Raw genomic sequence first — 16,318 nt, forward strand, 5'->3', positions numbered from 1 at the left:
ATTTTTATTATTTGTTATTAGTACCAAGTATTAATTTCATTATAACAAAAAAAATAGCTCGACAAAATAATAATTTTCTCGAAAAAAAAGAATCGACAAATTTTTTCCGCTTGATTTACGCACTTCCCTTTGCAAAAATAATAGAATTAGCTAATATGGATATGGTAAGTTTTTAACACGGAGTTGAAAAAACGATGGAACAAGATAAATTATCGCAATCAAAGTTAGATTATAATTTGTTGTTTGTGCTATTTTTAATGGCGATTGTCAGCTCGATTGCCATCCAGAGCGCAGAACCGTCGCTCCCTGAAAAGCTGCAATCGGTAAATTTTTCATTGAAGCAGCTGCAGTGGTATGTCATCGGAGCCTTTGTCATTGCGGCTACGCTGATTATTGACTATGACCGCCTCTTTCACTTAGCTTGGTACCTGTACGGATTTGGAATGCTGCTTCTGCTCGGTCTTGAGCTCAATGTTCCCGGAACGGTGACCCTCAAAGGAGCAACAAGCTGGTACCACATCCCTGGTGCCGGTAACTTTCAGCCGTCCGAATTAATGAAAATTTTTATGATTATTGTCATAAGCCGTATTATTATGAATCATCGCGAAAAATATCCGGAACCAACGGTAAAGGAGGATTTTCAACTACTAGGGAAAACCCTCCTCGCCACCGCGCCGCCTTTATTTCTGCTTATTAGACAGCCAGACTTAGGCATGTCGATGGTGTTTATGGCGATTGTCGCCTCCCTTGTGCTCGTATCGGGCATTCGCTGGCGCATTATTTTGGGGATTATTTTTAGCGGCCTCTCTATTGCCGGCATTCTCATTTTTATTTTCTTTCAATTTCCTGATTTTTTCCATAAATATATTTTGAAAGATTATCAATTAGATCGCTTTTACGGCTGGCTTGCTCCATATGAATACTCCAATGAGCAAGGGTTTCAGCTCATTCGCTCTCTTCTTGCGATCGGATCAGGAGAAATGTACGGAAAAGGGTTTGGAAATTTGGATGTATATTTGCCGGAAGCGCACACGGATTTCATTTTTGGCATTATCGCTGAGCAGTTTGGGTTCATTGGCGCAAGCATTGTGATCTCGCTCTTTTTCCTGCTTGTATACCGGATGGTTCACATTGCTCTTGAAAGCCATGATTTATATGGCAGTTATTTATGCACAGGGGTCATCGGCATGATTACGTTTCAAGTCTTTCAGAATATTGGCATGACCATCGGATTGCTGCCGATTACAGGATTGCCGCTTCCATTTATCAGCTATGGAGGAAGCTCGCTGGCCACTTACATGCTGGCCATTGGCATCGTCTTAAACGTGCGTTCCCGCACGAAAAAATTTATGTTTTCTTCCGAAGAATAACCTTGATGGGGTAGACAAAGTCCTCTTTGACTTTGTCTACTGTCATTTTAAGCACCCATTCCTTGTGTTTTTTCACCTTATCCTATTTTCAACATGCTTAAGACGCACCCTCACAGGCGGATGAGCGAGGCAAGCGACACAGCATGGATCAATCTGCTAAAGTCGCAAGCTTGCGGCTTCTTTGTTTATTCCCTGCCAAAAGGTCATACAATATAAAAGGTGTCACTGAACAGGTTTGCATCTAGAAATCGGATCATTTTGGACGGCCAGATCATCGAATAACCAACCGCCTTACAAACTCGCCCATTAGCCTGAAAGCGATGCTGTTTAATCCCTTTTCGCGCGGGACATGACAAAACAAATCTGCCGATTGTCTCCGGCCGTCGCTCATGCAGAAACCATTGGCTTTAACTCATGATTGAAATGGAAAGAAGGGGAACGGATGAAAATCGATATTATCGGAGATATTCATGGTTGTTACACGGAGCTAGTTGCTCTGACAAAAAAGCTAGGATATGAGTGGATAAACGGCATGCCGATTCACCCGAGAGGAAGAAAGCTGGGATTTGTCGGCGATTTGACCGATCGCGGACCACAATCTTTACAAACCATCGAAACTGTATTTTCACTTGTGAAAAACGGGCTGGCTCATTATGTCCCCGGAAATCATTGCAATAAGCTGTACCGCTTTTTCCTCGGACGAAACGTACAAATCACGCACGGCTTAGAAACGACCGTAGCTGAATATGTCGCTCTCCCTTTAAGCGAACAGAACCTGATGAAGAAAAAGTTTATTTGGCTTTACGAGCATGCCCCTTTATATGCTCGCCTCGACAACAATCGTTTGGTTATCGCTCACGCTGGCATTCGTCAAGATGATATTGGCAAGTACAATCAAAAGGTCAAAACATTTGTGTTATACGGAGATATCACTGGGGAAACGAATCCGGACGGAACACCGCTTCGCCGAGATTGGGCCAAATATTATAATGGAGACGCATGGATCGTCTATGGTCATACTCCTGTTAGAAAGCCGCGCATCCTCAATCGAACAGCAAATATTGATACAGGATGCGTATTCGGAGGAGCGCTAACAGCATTGCGCTATCCAGAAATCGAAACGGTTTCCGTTCCCTCTACTTTGCCGTATATTCCAGAAAAATTTAAAGAATTCAACTAAAAGAGGGCGCTACTGTGCAGCAGCGCCCTCTTCAATCAACCGGTTCATATCATGGGGAAGCGGACAACGAAACCGCTTCATTTGCTGGTGAAACGGATGAAAAAAAGACAGCTCCGTGCTATGCAGCGCTTGGCGATTTATTTTTTCGCGGCTCCCTCCATATAATTCATCGCCTAAAAGCGGATGACCTAAATAAGCCAGATGAACACGAATTTGATGGGTTCGTCCTGTTTCAAGCTCCAATGATACATGCGTATAATGCCGGAAGCGCCGCAAAACATGAAAATGTGTGATCGCCCGTTGTCCGTCTTCACGGACCTCCCTCTCAATAATGCTGTCTTCTTTTCGGCCAATCGGCGCAGTGATCGTTCCTCTCTCATCTTCCACTACGTTATGGCAAAGAGCTTCATATTTTCGCTTTACATACCCTTTCTTCTGCAATTCGGACAATAAGTGGTGGACATGGCGGTGCTTGGCCACAAGCACCAGCCCTGAAGTATCACGGTCCAGCCGCGTCACAATGTGCACCGTCGAAGATAGATTTTGTTTGTCGTAATGATGCAGTAAAGCGTTCGCCAACGTGCCTCTTGGATGTTCACGAGATGGGATGGTTGGCATGTAAGGCGGCTTATTAACCACTAACAAATATTCATCCTCATACACCACATCAAGGGATAGAGGTTCTGCTATCATATCTGCACTTCGTTCTTCTGGAGGAAAACGCACAAACAATGTCTCACCGCACCGAAGGAGATGACGGACAGTGACAGGGTTTCCATCAACTTCAATAGCGCCGCCATGAAACTTAATATCGGTTAATGCAGTCCGCGAAATGTGTTGTTCTTTCAAAAAATCGCGAATAAGCTTTCCATCTGCTTGTTGTGTAATCGTCCATTGCAATGAAAAGTACGTCAATGCTGTTTACCCTTTCTTTCACATGTTTAGTCGGTAATAAATGAATCGCGGACCCGTTTCCAAAACGGAAACGGACGAAAACGCGCAAAGCGAACCTTTTCATCGGCTACACGGCATTGAATGGATTTTACCTCTTTATGAAGCAGCGATAGATGGTCAATTGAAATTTGAAAATCGCTGTAATTGACCGGCTTCAACATACATGTATGGTGCGCTGGCAAAACAAGCGGCGAACCAATCGTCCGGAACACACGATTGTTAATGGATGCCATTTCCGCCAATTGAATCGCTTCCAGCGATGGATGCAAAATGGCTCCTCCTAACGCTTTATTGTATGCCGTACTTCCAGTCGGGGTCGAAATGCAAAGCCCATCTCCGCGAAACGTTTCAAAAAGGTCACCCTTTATTTCTACATCCATAACAAGCGTTCCCGTGACACTTTTTACCGTGCATTCATTCAGCGCCAAATATCTTGCCTCCCGCCCGCCATTAACGTAACGGATAATCACCTCAAGCAATGGGTATTCGACCACTTGATAAGGAGTTTTCGCAATGGCAATCACAAGTTTTTCAATTTCTTCAGGCACCCAATCTGCGTAAAAGCCCAAGTGGCCTGTATGCACGCCAACAAATGCCGTTTTATCAAGGCGGCGGCAGTACCGATGAAATGCATAAAGCAGCGTCCCATCACCGCCAACGGAAATGACAATATCGGGCTGATTTTCATCATATTCAAGTCCAAAATCCAACAAGTAGCTTTTCATTTTTTGTGTTAGCGCATTAGATATGGCATCTCCTTTAGAGGTGATGGCAAATTTCATATCCTCTTGTTTTTTCTTCATCGTTCTTCCCCTTTTGCTTCTTGTTTTCGGGAAAACACCGCTTGCGCCTCCTGAATCTCAAACCGGATTTTCGACATTTCCTCATCCAACAAATAAGCAGCCTCTGCCGTGCGCTGCAGACGTGCTTTAATCTCTTCCGGAAAACGCCCGCTATATTTATAATTTAAAGAATGCTCAATTGTCGCCCAAAAATTCATAGCCAACGTTCGAATCTGAATTTCTACCAAAATCTTCTTTTCACCATGGATCATTTGTACAGGATAGCGAACAACAACGTGGTAAGAGCGATAGCCGCTTTCTTTTTTTTGCGTGATATAATCACGCTCCTCCACGATTTCAAAATCGTTGCGCTGCCGCAGCAGCTCCACCACGATTTTTATGTCATCCACAAATTGACACATCATTCTCAGTCCGGCAATATCCTGCATTTCCTCTTCCAACTTATCGAGAGGGATATTTTTCTTTTGAGCTTTATCAAGAATGCTCGCGATCGGCTTGACTCTTCCAGTCACAAATTCAATCGGTGAAGGAACACCTTGCATTTCAAATTGTGTCCGCATTCCTTTTAATTTCACTTTTAACTCTTCTACTGCTTGTTTATAAGGGGCGAGAAATAAGTCCCAATGCTTTACCATATAACCACCACCAAGCATTATGTAAGAAATACGTCTTTTACGGCCTTCTCCATCTCTTCACCATAGTTTGCATTTCCTTCAATATTGTCAACTAAATAAGCCAATTCTTCCTGGAAACCAGGCAATTCCATTTTGGCAGCACCGCATTGGAGAAAAACAGAAAGCGGCTGGTGCAATGCCTGTTTTACTTCCGGCCAGACTGGCTGGGGAATGACCACATAGATAAATTCATCCCCCGCTTCCATTATATAAATAAATGATAAAAGATCAGAATCCACAAGCATATAGCGTTTCGGCGCCGCATTATCCAGCGAAAACGGCGGTTCTTCAGCCAACAGCCATAGTTGTTCATTGCGTTTTTCTACTTGTTGAATCATTATCTTTTTCCTCATCATACCGTCTCCTTCCACTGCAACAATCCAATCCAACTTTTATTTTACCATAATACACCTATGCACAATAAACCATTGATATTCAGTTTGAAACATTTCATAATAAGGATAAGAATACAAGGAGACGAAAGCAGATGAAACAAGAAATCGAAATGGAGTTTAAAAACTTGCTGACGCAAGAAGAGTTCAATCGCCTTAAGCATTTTTTTTTCATTAGGGATGATCAGTTTGTTTATCAGGAAAATCATTATTTTGACACGCCGGAATTTTCCTTAAAAGGACAAGGAGCGGCATTGCGCATTCGAGTCAAAAACGATACATATACACTGACGTTAAAGCAAACAATCGAACAAGGATTGTTGGAAACTCATGAAGCACTTACAAAAGAAAAAGCGCAGTCCATATTAAACAATCCGGCGATGATGGAAGGAGAAATGAAAAGCCTTTTAAAAGACATGGGGATAGCAGCAGAACAATTGCAGCATTTCGGAACACTCGCAACCCACCGGGCGCAAGTTCCTTATGAAGGCGGAATGCTTGTGTTGGATCATAGCTGTTATTTGCAAACAGAAGATTACGAGCTGGAATTTGAAGTTAATGACTGGGAACAAGGAAAAAACAGCTTCGAGAAATTGCTCGCTTCCTTCCGTATTCCCTATCGTCCAAGTGCAAACAAGATCAAACGTCTCTATGCTAAAAAATATGGAGTTGAGGATCAATCATGAACATTCAACAAATCAAAATGTGGATGGAGCTTCAAGCGTTGCGTTCATTTTCTACCAACACTTCAACTACAGCTGATCCTTTCACGGAAATGGGAACGCCGTTTCAAGCGTTGTTGTCCCAAGTGCTTGAGCAGACAGAATCAAAGCAGCCGCAAACAGAGGAGACTTCCTTGAAATCTCTGACCGCTCTGCCGCTCCGCACGCTAGCAGCTGCTCCAGCCAATCAAGCCGCTCCTTCAAACAGCCGTATAGAGGAAATCATTCAACAAACCGCTGAAAAATATGGTGTGGAGCCTAAACTGATTCATGCGGTTATTCGTCAAGAATCCGGGTTCCGTCCTGATGCGAAAAGCCATGCTGGCGCCGCCGGGCTTATGCAGTTAATGCCGAGCACAGCGAAAATGCTTGGGGTAGCTGATGTATTCGATCCCGTTCAAAATATAGAAGGAGGAACAAAGTATTTACGTCAGCTATTAGACCGTTACAATGGCAATCTTGAGCTTGCCCTCGCCGCTTATAATGCAGGACCGGGGAACGTTGACAAATACGGAGGAGTTCCTCCATTTCGTGAAACAAGGTCGTATGTACAAAAAGTACTAAACATATACTATTCGTAAAAAATCCTTTGTTTAGAGTGCGACCGCTAAGTCGCTTTGTTTGAGATATATGGACTTCATTGTTAAAATAGCAATACATGATATTTGTTTTAAAGGAGTTATCAATGATGGCGGAACACTCGAGAACACCGTATGAATCGATTGGCGGGGAACCAATGATTGCAAAGCTCGTTGATGCGTTTTACAGCCGTGTTGCTAAACATCCTGACTTACAACCTATTTTCCCGGCTGATTTAACGGAAACAGCCAGAAAACAAAAACAATTTTTAACTCAATATTTAGGAGGTCCGCCCCTCTATACAGAAGAACACGGCCATCCAATGCTTCGAGCCCGCCATTTGCCGTTTGAAATCACTCCGACTCGGGCCAAAGCATGGCTGGCCTGTATGAGAGAAGCGATGGACGAAGTCGGCTTATCCGGACAAGTGCGTGAAGAATTCTATCATCGCCTTGTACTGACTGCTCACCATATGATTAACACTCCAGAACAAGATAGAGAGGAGCATTCCTTTGAATGAAAAGGTAGCTGGCATCGTATCCAACTTTCCATTCGCTTTTCAGCATTGTAGTGGTGAGAAAAAGCCTTTGGAAATTTATTTATTTATCGATCCTCTTTGTCCGGAATGCTGGGCGCTTGAACCCATTATCAAAAAGCTTTTCATTGAATATGGACGATTTTTTACCTTGAAGCATGTGCTAAGCGGAAGACTGGCAACATTGAACATCTGTAAAAAACAAAAATTTGAAGTGATTGCTCATACGTGGGAACGCACGGCCAGCCGCTCCGGCATGTCTTGTGATGGAAGCCTATGGTTTGAAAACCCTATAGACACTCCCTATTCCGCTTCGATTGCCATTAAAGCGGCGGAACTACAAGGAAAACGGGCTGGCATGCGCTTTTTGCGCAAGCTCCAAGAACTCCTGTTTTTAGAAAAACAAAATATTGCTGATATTAATGTTTTGTTGGAGTGTGCGAAAAATGTCGAGCTGGATGTTAATGAATTTATGAAGGACCTTCATTCTAACAGTGCCGCGAAAGCATTTCAATGCGACTTAAAAATTACATCAGAAATGGATGTCCAAGAAGTTCCCACACTCGTCTTTTTTAACGAAAATATTGAAGAAGAGGGCATTAAAATTTCTGGATGCTATCCATATAGCATTTATGTGGAGTTGATTCATGAAATGCTGGGATTCTGTCCAGAGCCATCACCGCCCCCCCCACTTGAAGCCTTTTTAAACCATTTTAGATTTGTTGCCACAAAAGAAATCGCCGTTGTGTATGATCTTGATATACAAGAGGTCGAAAAGGAAATGAAAAAGCTGCAACTCAAGCAAAAAATTGAAAAAGTCCCCGTAAAGTACGGAACTTTTTGGAGGTATCTTTCGACCAAATAATTTCCTTTTACACATAAAAAGACAAAAGACCCAGCGCAGGCCGGGTCTTTTGTCTTTTTATTGTCATTAAGACAACAAAGGGGATGGGAGAAAATTTTCACGGTCAAACAAAGGGGTATAAGGTTATTTGTGATTTTATTCACGTAATTATCATATCAGTGATCGTTTTTTTTGACAACTGTTTTGTTTATTTGTTCACGATTTTGTCATAAATCCTTAAGCAAGGCATGTTAAGCCGGACCATCATCATACAATGAATATAAAACAGCTAGAAATGGAGGGAACAATGAAACGAATCACGCTCATTTTTTGGATGTTGATAGTGTTGATTGCCTTTCTTTTGAATTTATTCGGCTTAATGCACGTCATGCCTTTATTCATTACGATGCCTCTTTTGTTTCTTTCGATTTTATTCGCATTATGGACATTTAACAACCGCAACCGTTTTAAAGGATTTCAAAAAAAACGAATGTGGTAATCCCCACATTCGTTTTTTATCTACGACAGCAGTTGTTCCATCTCTTCCAGTTTTTGTGCGAACACTTGGCACGCTTCCTCAATTGGCTTAGCTGTCGCCATATCCACTCCAGCCTTCTTCAGCACCTCAATCGGATAATCAGAGCTGCCGGCTTTTAAAAACTCAACGTACCGTTGAACAGCCGGCTCTCCTTCTTCTAAAATTTGCTTGCTCAACGCTGTAGCCGCACTAAAGCCTGTCGCATATTGATATACATAATAATTGTAGTAAAAATGCGGAATTCGCGCCCATTCTAAACCGATTTCCTCATCAACAACCACATCGCTTCCAAAATATTTTTTATTGAGCTCATAATACATAGATGTCAGTGATTCGGCTGTTAACGCTTCTCCCTGTTGGGCTTTTACATGAACCATATGCTCAAACTCAGCAAACATCGTTTGCCGAAATACAGTGCCGCGAAAACCTTCCAAATAATGATTGAGCAAATACAACCGCTTGTCTTCCTCTTCAATCGTTTTTAGCAAATAATCATTGAGCAATGCTTCATTGCATGTCGAAGCGACTTCCGCCACGAAAATCGAGTAGCTGCCATATGGATATGGCTGCGTTTTCCGCGTATAATAGCTGTGGACAGAATGGCCAAACTCATGGGCAAGCGTAAATAAATTATTGACATTATCCTGCCAATTCAGCAAAATATATGGATTGGTTCCATAAGCTCCTGAAGAATAAGCTCCACTTCTTTTTCCTACATTTTCACGCACGTCGACCCAACGATTTTCCAGTCCTTCTTTCACGATGCTTACATATTCTTCGCCAAGTGGAGCTAGTCCTTTTAGTAGATACTGCTTTGCTTCTTCATATGTCACTTCCATTTTTACATTTTTCACCAGAGGAGTATACAAATCGTACATATGAAGTTCCTCAAGCCCTAGAGCTTTTTTGCGCAATCGAACATATCGGTGCAGCAAATCCAAATTTTTATTTACAGTCTCCACAAGATTATCATAAACGCTCTCCGGAATATTATTGCTGCTTAAAGCCGCTTGACGCGCAGATTGATACTGTCGCACGCGGGCAAAAAAGTTATCTTTTTTCACTGCGCCACTAAGCGTGCTGGCAAAAGTGTTTTTATATTTTCCGTATGTTTTATACACAGCTTTAAACGCATCACGGCGAACGCGGCGATCTTCACTTTCAAGAAAGCGTATGTAACGTCCGTGCGTCACTTCAACTTCTTCCCCATTTTCGTCAATAATGGTCGGGAATTTTAAATCGGCGTTATTTAGCATCCCAAATGTATTGCTTGATGAGGCCATCACCTCCGCCGCTTGAGCAAGCAACGCCTCTTCTTTTGCGCTCAGCACATGCGGTCGCTGTCGGTTAATTTCATCTAAAGCATGTTCATAAAGCTTAAGTTCCTCTTTTTCCTTAAGAAATGACTTCACTTTCGCCTCATCAATCGCCAAAATTTCTGGCACGATAAAAGCCATTGCGCTTGATGCTTCGCTGTAAAGCCCCTTAATCCGATCATTTAAGCTTTGGTAAAAAGAGTTGGTGGTATCTTGGTCGTAGCGCATATGCGCATACGTATACAGCTTGTCAAGACGCAGCGACAAATGATCCTGATATTGCAGCGCCTCATAGAAAACATCGGCGGATTCTCCTAGACGCCCTTGATAATCAGCGAGCTGGGGCAGCATTTTTTTGACTTCTTGAAATTCTTGCTCCCATGCCTCATCGCTTGGAAAAATATCTTCAAGCCGCCACGTTTCCTCGATAGGAATTTCATTGCGCTTTGGCAATGATTTTACCGCTTGCTTTTCAGTCATATGCAAATTGTCCTCCTTTATCAAACATTACATTATAGTAGTATTCTCTTTCTTTTTAAAATTCCCTCCAATCATTATATGACAGCGACGTTCTTTTTATTTGCTCAAGCAATGAGCGATCATTGGCCAGTGCTTCTTCTATCGTCGCCGGAAACGTCCAGTTTTGGATGCGCTGAATGGACTTTTTGGTCATCCATCGAACATAGCCGAGCTGTTCCAGCCGCTGGATATACTCATATATCGCCCTTGTGTAAGGGTATGCTTGTGCCAATGGAAGCGCACGTACAAATAGCTTGCGTTCTGCAATTTTTTTCTTTATCCAGTTATAAATCTCCGCAAGCGAATACGTTCGGTTGGAACTGTTTATAAAAAGTAAAATATAGGTCTGCCAAATAAATGGAGGACTTTCAAATAAATAGCCAAATTGCAGCGGCCACCCTGCTTCACAAGGAAATAAAGATGGAGGGTGGTGCAAATAGAAATCCGCACAGACTGCCCTCGTCAACGTGGAAGGATAGAACGTAAAGGTTTGGCGCCATTTTGTTTTTTGCATGAGCCATGTTCGCCAAAAGGAGGACGGCAACGAAATTTGCGGATAGGTAAAAAAATCATGGATACGAACATGATCAATCTTTTGAATGATGGGAACAGAAAAAGCATGATAGGTCGAAAAAGGAACGAGATGAACGAGGCGGATCAGCTTCTTTGTCTGAGGACAGTAATAGAAAAGCAAGGGTTGCGGGGAAATGGAGGACACGTACTGTGTGAATAGCCATTGAAACCTAGAAAGCTTAAAATGAAAAGCGGATAGTCGTTGAAGCTGGTGTGCTCCCAATATCCAAATGGGCTGCATACCCGTTTTTTTGTAGCCATTATTGCGCTTTTGAAATTGTGCTTCGCTTATGACCGAGCATTGATATTCGAACACATACGGCCGTCCTTGGATGTTCACATAAAGATCTGGACGCTGTTGAATCGTAAGAAAGTAGGGCTCTAGCTGGACATCGGGTGCTTGTTTTTGCAGCCACGTAAACAAATCCCGTTTTCCAGAAGCATGATACGACGATTCTGTCTCATGCTCAAACGGACATTTCGTTTCTCTTTTATGGGCAAAATGCGGCAGCTTCTTTGTACCCAGCTTTAGAATCACCTCTTTTTGGCATCCGGGACAAACAAAAGTTTCTTCTTCCTTCAGTCGCTTGAGCTTTTGCCGCGTCCAGCCATCCAATAGAGAAATCGTTTGGCCATTTGAACGTTGTGCAACCAGCAAAAAAAACACTCCTTTCATCACGGCTTATTCTTTATAGCATTCGTTCCGTTTGGCTTAAATTCCTGCTAGCTGCCGAATATAAAACAAGGACAAGAGATCCAAGAAGATAGTGAACCAAACGCGCTTGATCCTGTGCGGATAGCTGTAACTCGAGCCGCTGGTGCTTAAAACTAGATGCTCCTTACTTCTTGAAAAAAGGACAAGAGATCCATTGTGATATAACAAAAAACCTGAGCCATCATGCTCAGGCTGTTCCATAAACCTTTTGGATAGAAATCGCTAAAGAAGCGGAGAAAGCAAGCGGCAAATCGATTCGACCACACGGGTGGCCAAGCGCCTCTTTTTAAATGTTTCATAATCAATGGGATCGGAATCATTCAAATCGTTTAAAAAATCAGCTACAAGCGTTTTTGTGCTTTCTGTATGATATAAGAAAGCATTCACTTCAAAATTCAGATGAAAGCTGCGCATATCCATATTGGCTGTCCCAATCGAGGCAAGCTCTCCATCGACAATAATAATTTTGCTATGTAAAAAGCCTTTGCGATATTCGTAAATTTTCACTCCAGCCTCCAATAATTCTGGAAAATAGGAACGTGAAGCATAAAACACAATTTTTTTATCAGGCCGTTTGGGCGCCAAAATGCGAACATCAATGCCGCTTAATGCCGCCACTTTTAACGCTTCGAAAATGTCCTCGTCTGGTATAAAGTAAGGAGACGCAATCCAAATCGATTTTTTCGCCGATACGATCATGGCGAAAAATAAATGCTTGATAACCTCCCATTCTTGATCGGGTCCGCCGGAAATAAGCTGGATGCCGCCTTTCTCGCTGTTCGGAATGAGGGTCGGCGATAAATAATTTAATGTTAATAAGGTTTCCCCGGTCATATAGTACCAATCCTGCAAAAAAATAAGCTGGAGTGTTCTTACGGCTTCTCCGCGAATCCATAAATGCGTATCGCGCCAAAAGCCAAAGTATTCGTTTTTGCCTAAATACTCATCTCCAATATTTAACCCGCCAACAAATCCCACTGTTCCATCAATGACGATAATTTTACGGTGATTGCGGAAGTTAATTTTATTATTTAAAAAAGGAAGACGGACAGGGGAAAACGGAACCATTTCCACTCCAGCATCACGAAGCTCTTGAATGTACGCTTTCGATAACTTCCAGCTTCCAACAGCGTCATATAGAAAACGGACATGTATCCCTTTTTGTGCTTTTTCAATCAAGATGTTCTTCAACCTTTGTCCAACGTCATCATGGCGAACAATATAATATTCTAAATGAATATGATGATTCGCTTTCTCAAGCTCTGCAAAAATAGTGGAAAACGTTGCTTCTCCATTCGTTAATATTTTCGTTTCCGTCGCCAAAGAAACAGGGCTTTTGCCAAGACGGTGGGCAAGCCGGAGAAGCGGCAGTTGGTGCTCTTCGATATGCTTCATCTGCTCGATGTTAAAATCGCGCTGCCCCTCAAATTTTAGAAACATTTGTTCATCCAGCATCGCCTTCTTTTTAAATAACCGCTGTTTTCGATAGCTTTGACCGAATAGGATATAAAAGAAAAAGCCGATGAGCGGAAAACTTCCAAGCACGACCAGCCATGTTAGCGTCTGAGCTGGCCGCCGATTTTCCAAGGAAATGACAAAGGCGATAAAAATAACGGAACAGGTCGTCAAAATACTGAGCGATCCAAGAAGCCAGCCTTCCCAATAGTCTTTTGTAAAAAATAAAAGTACGCTTAGCAGAAGTAAAAAAATGAACACTTGCAACGTATTTCGCAATGAATTTCACCCTATCCGTTTGTTGTTCTCGAAGAAAAAGCCGATTTCAACAGCTGAAATCGGCTTTTACTTTAACGGAAAATGTTTAGCCAGCGTAGCCAATGCATTGCTATGAATAATTTCTTTTCCGTATTCCTCTAATCGATAAATGGTTAGTTGAGAATCGATCCCGTATTCTAATAAGATGCTTAACCAATTGTCGATTTCGTGTTCTGTATAGTTTTCATCAAATTCAACAAATAAGTAGTAGCGGCCTTCGAATTGAAACAGGCTGTTTTTCACATTTGTGAAATCAGCGCGATGAGCAAGCGCAATCAAGTCTTCGATATCTTTAAAAGAGATCGTAAAATGAAGCACTTCTTCTTCCTCGTCTTCTGTCAGCCCCTCGCTATCCTGCTGCACATGAAAATGGTGGTCAAGAAGCTCCTCCATTTTTTCGTCCATCGGAAGCAATTTTTCTTCAGGAAGCGGAAGCTCTAATTTGCTTCCATCCTTGGACAGCTGCGCTTTTGTCACTAGCACCTCTAATCCTTTATCAAGCGCTTGCACTTGGATCCAAAGCGGCCCTTCAAGCGAAAAATCTCCTTCGTTATGGACTTCATCCATCATTTCCCAAAACAATTCTTCGCTTCGTTCGCGGTTATACCAAATTTCTTCGCGGTCAAAGCCGCGTTCTTCTATATCAACATAAGAGATATAAAACTTCACCGTATGCTCATTAATGCGTTCCATTTCCATTTGTCAACTCTCCCTTCTCCAAGACTGAGTTTGAAGGGACTTTTTTACCCCCGAAAGGCGATGCCTTGTACTTCTATTTTATGATAAAAACCTTCAGAAGGGAAATAAAAAAACCCCATTTTTCAAAAAATAGTGATGAAATGAAACATGTCCTACTATAATGATGATGAAAGAAAAGGAGATGAGGAACATAAATGATAAGCGAATATATAACTTCGATTCTTCTCATCATCGGTATTGATGTCATTCTTGGCGGAGATAACGCAGTTGTCATTGCTTTAGCGAGCAGAAAGTTACCGGAGCAGAAACGAAATACAGCCATTGTGCTTGGAACCACGTTAGCCATTGCCGTTCGCATCGTTTTAACAGCGGCGGTCGTCATATTGCTAAAGATTCCGTTTTTGCAGTTTGTAGGCGGATGCATGCTGCTTTGGATTTCTCTCAAACTGTTAATTCAAAAAAACGAAACACCTACGCACATTGAATCAGCAACCTCGCTCTGGAAAGCAGTACAAACCATCGTTGCAGCAGATGTGGTGATGGGATTAGATAATGTTATTGCCATCGCCGGTGCAGCGGATGGCCGTGCTTCTCTTGTCGTCTTTGGATTTCTTTTTTCTGTTCCGATTATCATTTTAGGCAGCAAAATTATACTTTATTCAATGGAGCGATATCCTTTTTTAATTTACATTGGAGCAGCCATTTTAGCGTATACAGCTGGGAAAATGATCTTAGGAGAGCAACGAATCCAACATATTGACGAAGTTGTTTCTCTTCGCCCTTTTTTCCCATTTGCCGCCGCTATGTTCATCATCTGTGCCGGCTGGCTGATCAATCGGAAAAATGACCGCTCTTGGACATAAGAACAAGATGATAAAAAACTTCTACATGGAGCAACCATGTAGAAGTTTTTTACTGATTAACGAGCCGTTGAGCTTCACGCAACTGATAAGCTCGCACCTTGCGCGGCAAGAAGCGGCGAATTTCATCCTCGTTATACCCAACTTGAAGGCGTTTTTCATCAATGATAATCGGTCTTCTTAAAATTCCCGGATATTTTTGGATAATCTCATATAAATCTTGGAGCGGCAATGACTCGAGATTTATATTTAATTTTTGGAAAATTTTTGATCTAGTAGAGATAATTTCATCTGTCCCCGTTTCTGTCATGCGAAGAATTTCTTTAATTTCATCGATTGACAGCGGTTCAGAAAAAATATTTCGTTCAACATACGGAATATCATGTTGCTCTAGCCACGCTTTTGCTTTGCGGCAAGAGGTGCAGCTAGGTGATGTATACAATGTAACCATAATTGTTACTCACTCTCCTTTAACAGGATAAATAGTCCTGCTTACATATGAGCCAGTCAGCTTGTTTTCTGCTCATATTTAGATGAAAATGGATTTCATACTGTATATTATACAATAAAATTCCTAAGAACGGTATAGTTTTTCAAAGTCCCCCCATTTTCTTCAGCCCGCTTCCCATATTCTCTAAAATCCTCTACAATATAAAGAAAGGAAAATAACAACGGCCATCCATGACCTCAAAAACGAAACCACGCGACCGTCTTCGCTTTTTAGCGGCTGATTCGATGATAAAGTGAAGCAGTCGAAGCGTTTACTTGAACGAACATCCCTGTTTCGGCATCTTGCTTATTTCCATTGTTGGCCATTCTATAAGCAGGTAAGGGGAGGAAGGGCATATGACCCAATATTTTATTGATTTCATGATTGTCGGCGTCCTCATCATTGGAATGACGGCGCTAATGGGGGTTTTTGCCAACGGGGTTGGCGAATATGTATTTGGCGGCTCCAGACGATTGGAGCACATTCAAAAAACAGCCAAAACACAAGAAGGCTGGAATCGCGTTGGCGGCAAAAAAATCTCGGGATAATGCTCAAGAAGATGGTAGACAAAGTCAACACGGACTTTGTCTACCATCATTTTAAGCATCCCTCCATTCATGGTGACGTTTCTTACATCAGAATGGCTTGAAAACGTTCGGAAGACAAGAAATGCAACCGAATCAAGACATTCATGGACGGAGCCAGTGATGCAGTATGAAGGGTCGCCAACAGTCTATGTTTTTTATTTTTAGAATAGTCAAATGAATCAAAATGTTTTATAA

Annotated in this window: 18 protein-coding genes; 9 read left to right on the plus strand and 9 right to left on the minus strand. The window is 42.2% G+C overall.

Annotated elements, in window-relative coordinates:
* The first annotated feature begins 194 nt into the window (after positions 1–194).
* Both GGQ95_RS08540 and prpE read left to right on the plus strand, forming a co-directional pair.
* Positions 195–1,370, plus strand: a complete 1,176-nt coding sequence (locus tag GGQ95_RS08540) for an FtsW/RodA/SpoVE family cell cycle protein (RefSeq protein WP_183186607.1) — start codon at positions 195–197, stop codon at positions 1,368–1,370.
* A 442-nt stretch (positions 1,371–1,812) separates the two neighbouring features.
* Positions 1,813–2,550 carry a bis(5'-nucleosyl)-tetraphosphatase PrpE gene (gene prpE / locus GGQ95_RS08545; protein ID WP_183186608.1) on the plus strand — a complete coding sequence of 246 codons (738 nt, stop codon included), beginning with the start codon at positions 1,813–1,815 and terminating at the stop codon, positions 2,548–2,550.
* A 9-nt stretch (positions 2,551–2,559) separates the two neighbouring features.
* On the opposite strand, the gene GGQ95_RS08550 is transcribed toward prpE, so the two are convergent.
* The 4 genes from GGQ95_RS08550 to GGQ95_RS08565 are packed head-to-tail and all read right to left on the minus strand — an operon-like array spanning position 2,560 to position 5,334.
* Positions 2,560–3,465 carry an RluA family pseudouridine synthase gene (locus tag GGQ95_RS08550; RefSeq protein WP_183186609.1) on the minus strand — a complete coding sequence of 302 codons (906 nt, stop codon included), beginning with the start codon at positions 3,463–3,465 and terminating at the stop codon, positions 2,560–2,562.
* A gap of 26 nt (positions 3,466–3,491) precedes the next feature.
* Positions 3,492–4,286, minus strand: a complete 795-nt coding sequence (locus tag GGQ95_RS08555) for an NAD kinase (RefSeq protein WP_183186680.1) — start codon at positions 4,284–4,286, stop codon at positions 3,492–3,494.
* 17 nt (positions 4,287–4,303) lie between these two features.
* Positions 4,304–4,942 (minus strand): GTP diphosphokinase, encoded by a 639-nt coding sequence (yjbM, locus tag GGQ95_RS08560; protein WP_066148307.1) that lies wholly within the window; start codon positions 4,940–4,942, stop codon positions 4,304–4,306.
* Positions 4,943–4,959: 17 nt separating this feature from the next.
* Positions 4,960–5,334 (minus strand): UPF0738 family protein, encoded by a 375-nt coding sequence (locus tag GGQ95_RS08565; protein WP_183186610.1) that lies wholly within the window; start codon positions 5,332–5,334, stop codon positions 4,960–4,962.
* A 134-nt stretch (positions 5,335–5,468) separates the two neighbouring features.
* On the opposite strand from GGQ95_RS08565, the gene GGQ95_RS08570 reads away from it, so the two are divergent.
* The 5 genes from GGQ95_RS08570 to GGQ95_RS08590 all read left to right on the plus strand — a co-directional run bounded on the left by GGQ95_RS08570 (position 5,469) and on the right by GGQ95_RS08590 (position 8,552).
* Positions 5,469–6,059: a CYTH domain-containing protein gene (locus tag GGQ95_RS08570; RefSeq protein WP_066148304.1), complete on the plus strand. Its 591-nt coding sequence runs from the start codon at positions 5,469–5,471 to the stop codon at positions 6,057–6,059.
* Positions 6,056–6,676 carry a lytic transglycosylase domain-containing protein gene (locus tag GGQ95_RS08575; RefSeq protein WP_066148302.1) on the plus strand — a complete coding sequence of 207 codons (621 nt, stop codon included), beginning with the start codon at positions 6,056–6,058 and terminating at the stop codon, positions 6,674–6,676. The genes GGQ95_RS08570 and GGQ95_RS08575 overlap by 4 nt, the downstream gene beginning before the upstream one ends.
* Positions 6,677–6,783: 107 nt before the next feature.
* Positions 6,784–7,194: a globin domain-containing protein gene (locus tag GGQ95_RS08580; protein WP_044745745.1), complete on the plus strand. Its 411-nt coding sequence runs from the start codon at positions 6,784–6,786 to the stop codon at positions 7,192–7,194.
* The gene (locus GGQ95_RS08585; protein ID WP_044745744.1) at positions 7,187–8,074 is read left to right on the plus strand and encodes a ClpXP adapter SpxH family protein; all 888 of its coding nucleotides are present in this window, start codon (positions 7,187–7,189) and stop codon (positions 8,072–8,074) included. Before GGQ95_RS08580 ends, GGQ95_RS08585 begins: the two co-directional genes overlap by 8 nt.
* Before the next feature lie 286 nt (positions 8,075–8,360).
* Complete coding sequence (locus GGQ95_RS08590) at positions 8,361–8,552, plus strand: hypothetical protein (RefSeq protein ID WP_044745743.1); 192 nt, start codon at positions 8,361–8,363, stop codon at positions 8,550–8,552.
* Positions 8,553–8,572: 20 nt separating this feature from the next.
* Here the strand turns inward: GGQ95_RS08590 and pepF are convergent, their stop codons facing one another.
* The 4 genes from pepF to mecA all read right to left on the minus strand — a co-directional run bounded on the left by pepF (position 8,573) and on the right by mecA (position 14,186).
* Positions 8,573–10,387: an oligoendopeptidase F gene (pepF, locus tag GGQ95_RS08595; protein ID WP_066148300.1), complete on the minus strand. Its 1,815-nt coding sequence runs from the start codon at positions 10,385–10,387 to the stop codon at positions 8,573–8,575.
* 55 nt (positions 10,388–10,442) lie between these two features.
* On the minus strand, positions 10,443–11,657 hold the full coding sequence (locus GGQ95_RS08600) for a competence protein CoiA (protein ID WP_066148298.1): 1,215 nt from the start codon (positions 11,655–11,657) through the stop codon (positions 10,443–10,445).
* A 279-nt stretch (positions 11,658–11,936) separates the two neighbouring features.
* Positions 11,937–13,448 (minus strand): cardiolipin synthase, encoded by a 1,512-nt coding sequence (gene cls, locus GGQ95_RS08605; protein ID WP_066148297.1) that lies wholly within the window; start codon positions 13,446–13,448, stop codon positions 11,937–11,939.
* A 66-nt stretch (positions 13,449–13,514) separates the two neighbouring features.
* On the minus strand, positions 13,515–14,186 hold the full coding sequence (mecA, locus tag GGQ95_RS08610; protein ID WP_066148295.1) for an adaptor protein MecA: 672 nt from the start codon (positions 14,184–14,186) through the stop codon (positions 13,515–13,517).
* A 194-nt stretch (positions 14,187–14,380) separates the two neighbouring features.
* On the opposite strand from mecA, the gene GGQ95_RS08615 reads away from it, so the two are divergent.
* Positions 14,381–15,049, plus strand: coding sequence for a TerC family protein (locus GGQ95_RS08615; RefSeq protein WP_044745739.1), 669 nt, complete (start codon positions 14,381–14,383; stop codon positions 15,047–15,049).
* 49 nt (positions 15,050–15,098) lie between these two features.
* On the opposite strand, the gene spxA is transcribed toward GGQ95_RS08615, so the two are convergent.
* Entirely contained in the window at positions 15,099–15,497 is a 399-nt protein-coding gene (gene spxA, locus GGQ95_RS08620) for a transcriptional regulator SpxA (protein WP_044745738.1), read from the minus strand.
* 395 nt (positions 15,498–15,892) lie between these two features.
* Here spxA and GGQ95_RS08625 point away from each other — a divergent pair, with 395 nt between their 5' ends.
* A complete protein-coding gene (locus GGQ95_RS08625; RefSeq protein WP_066148293.1) occupies positions 15,893–16,084 on the plus strand; it encodes a hypothetical protein in 192 nt (63 codons plus the stop codon).
* Positions 16,085–16,318 lie beyond the last annotated feature (234 nt).

Origin of the sequence: Anoxybacteroides rupiense (assembly GCF_014196195.1) — a bacterium.
GTDB lineage: Bacteria > Bacillota > Bacilli > Bacillales > Anoxybacillaceae > Anoxybacteroides > Anoxybacteroides rupiense.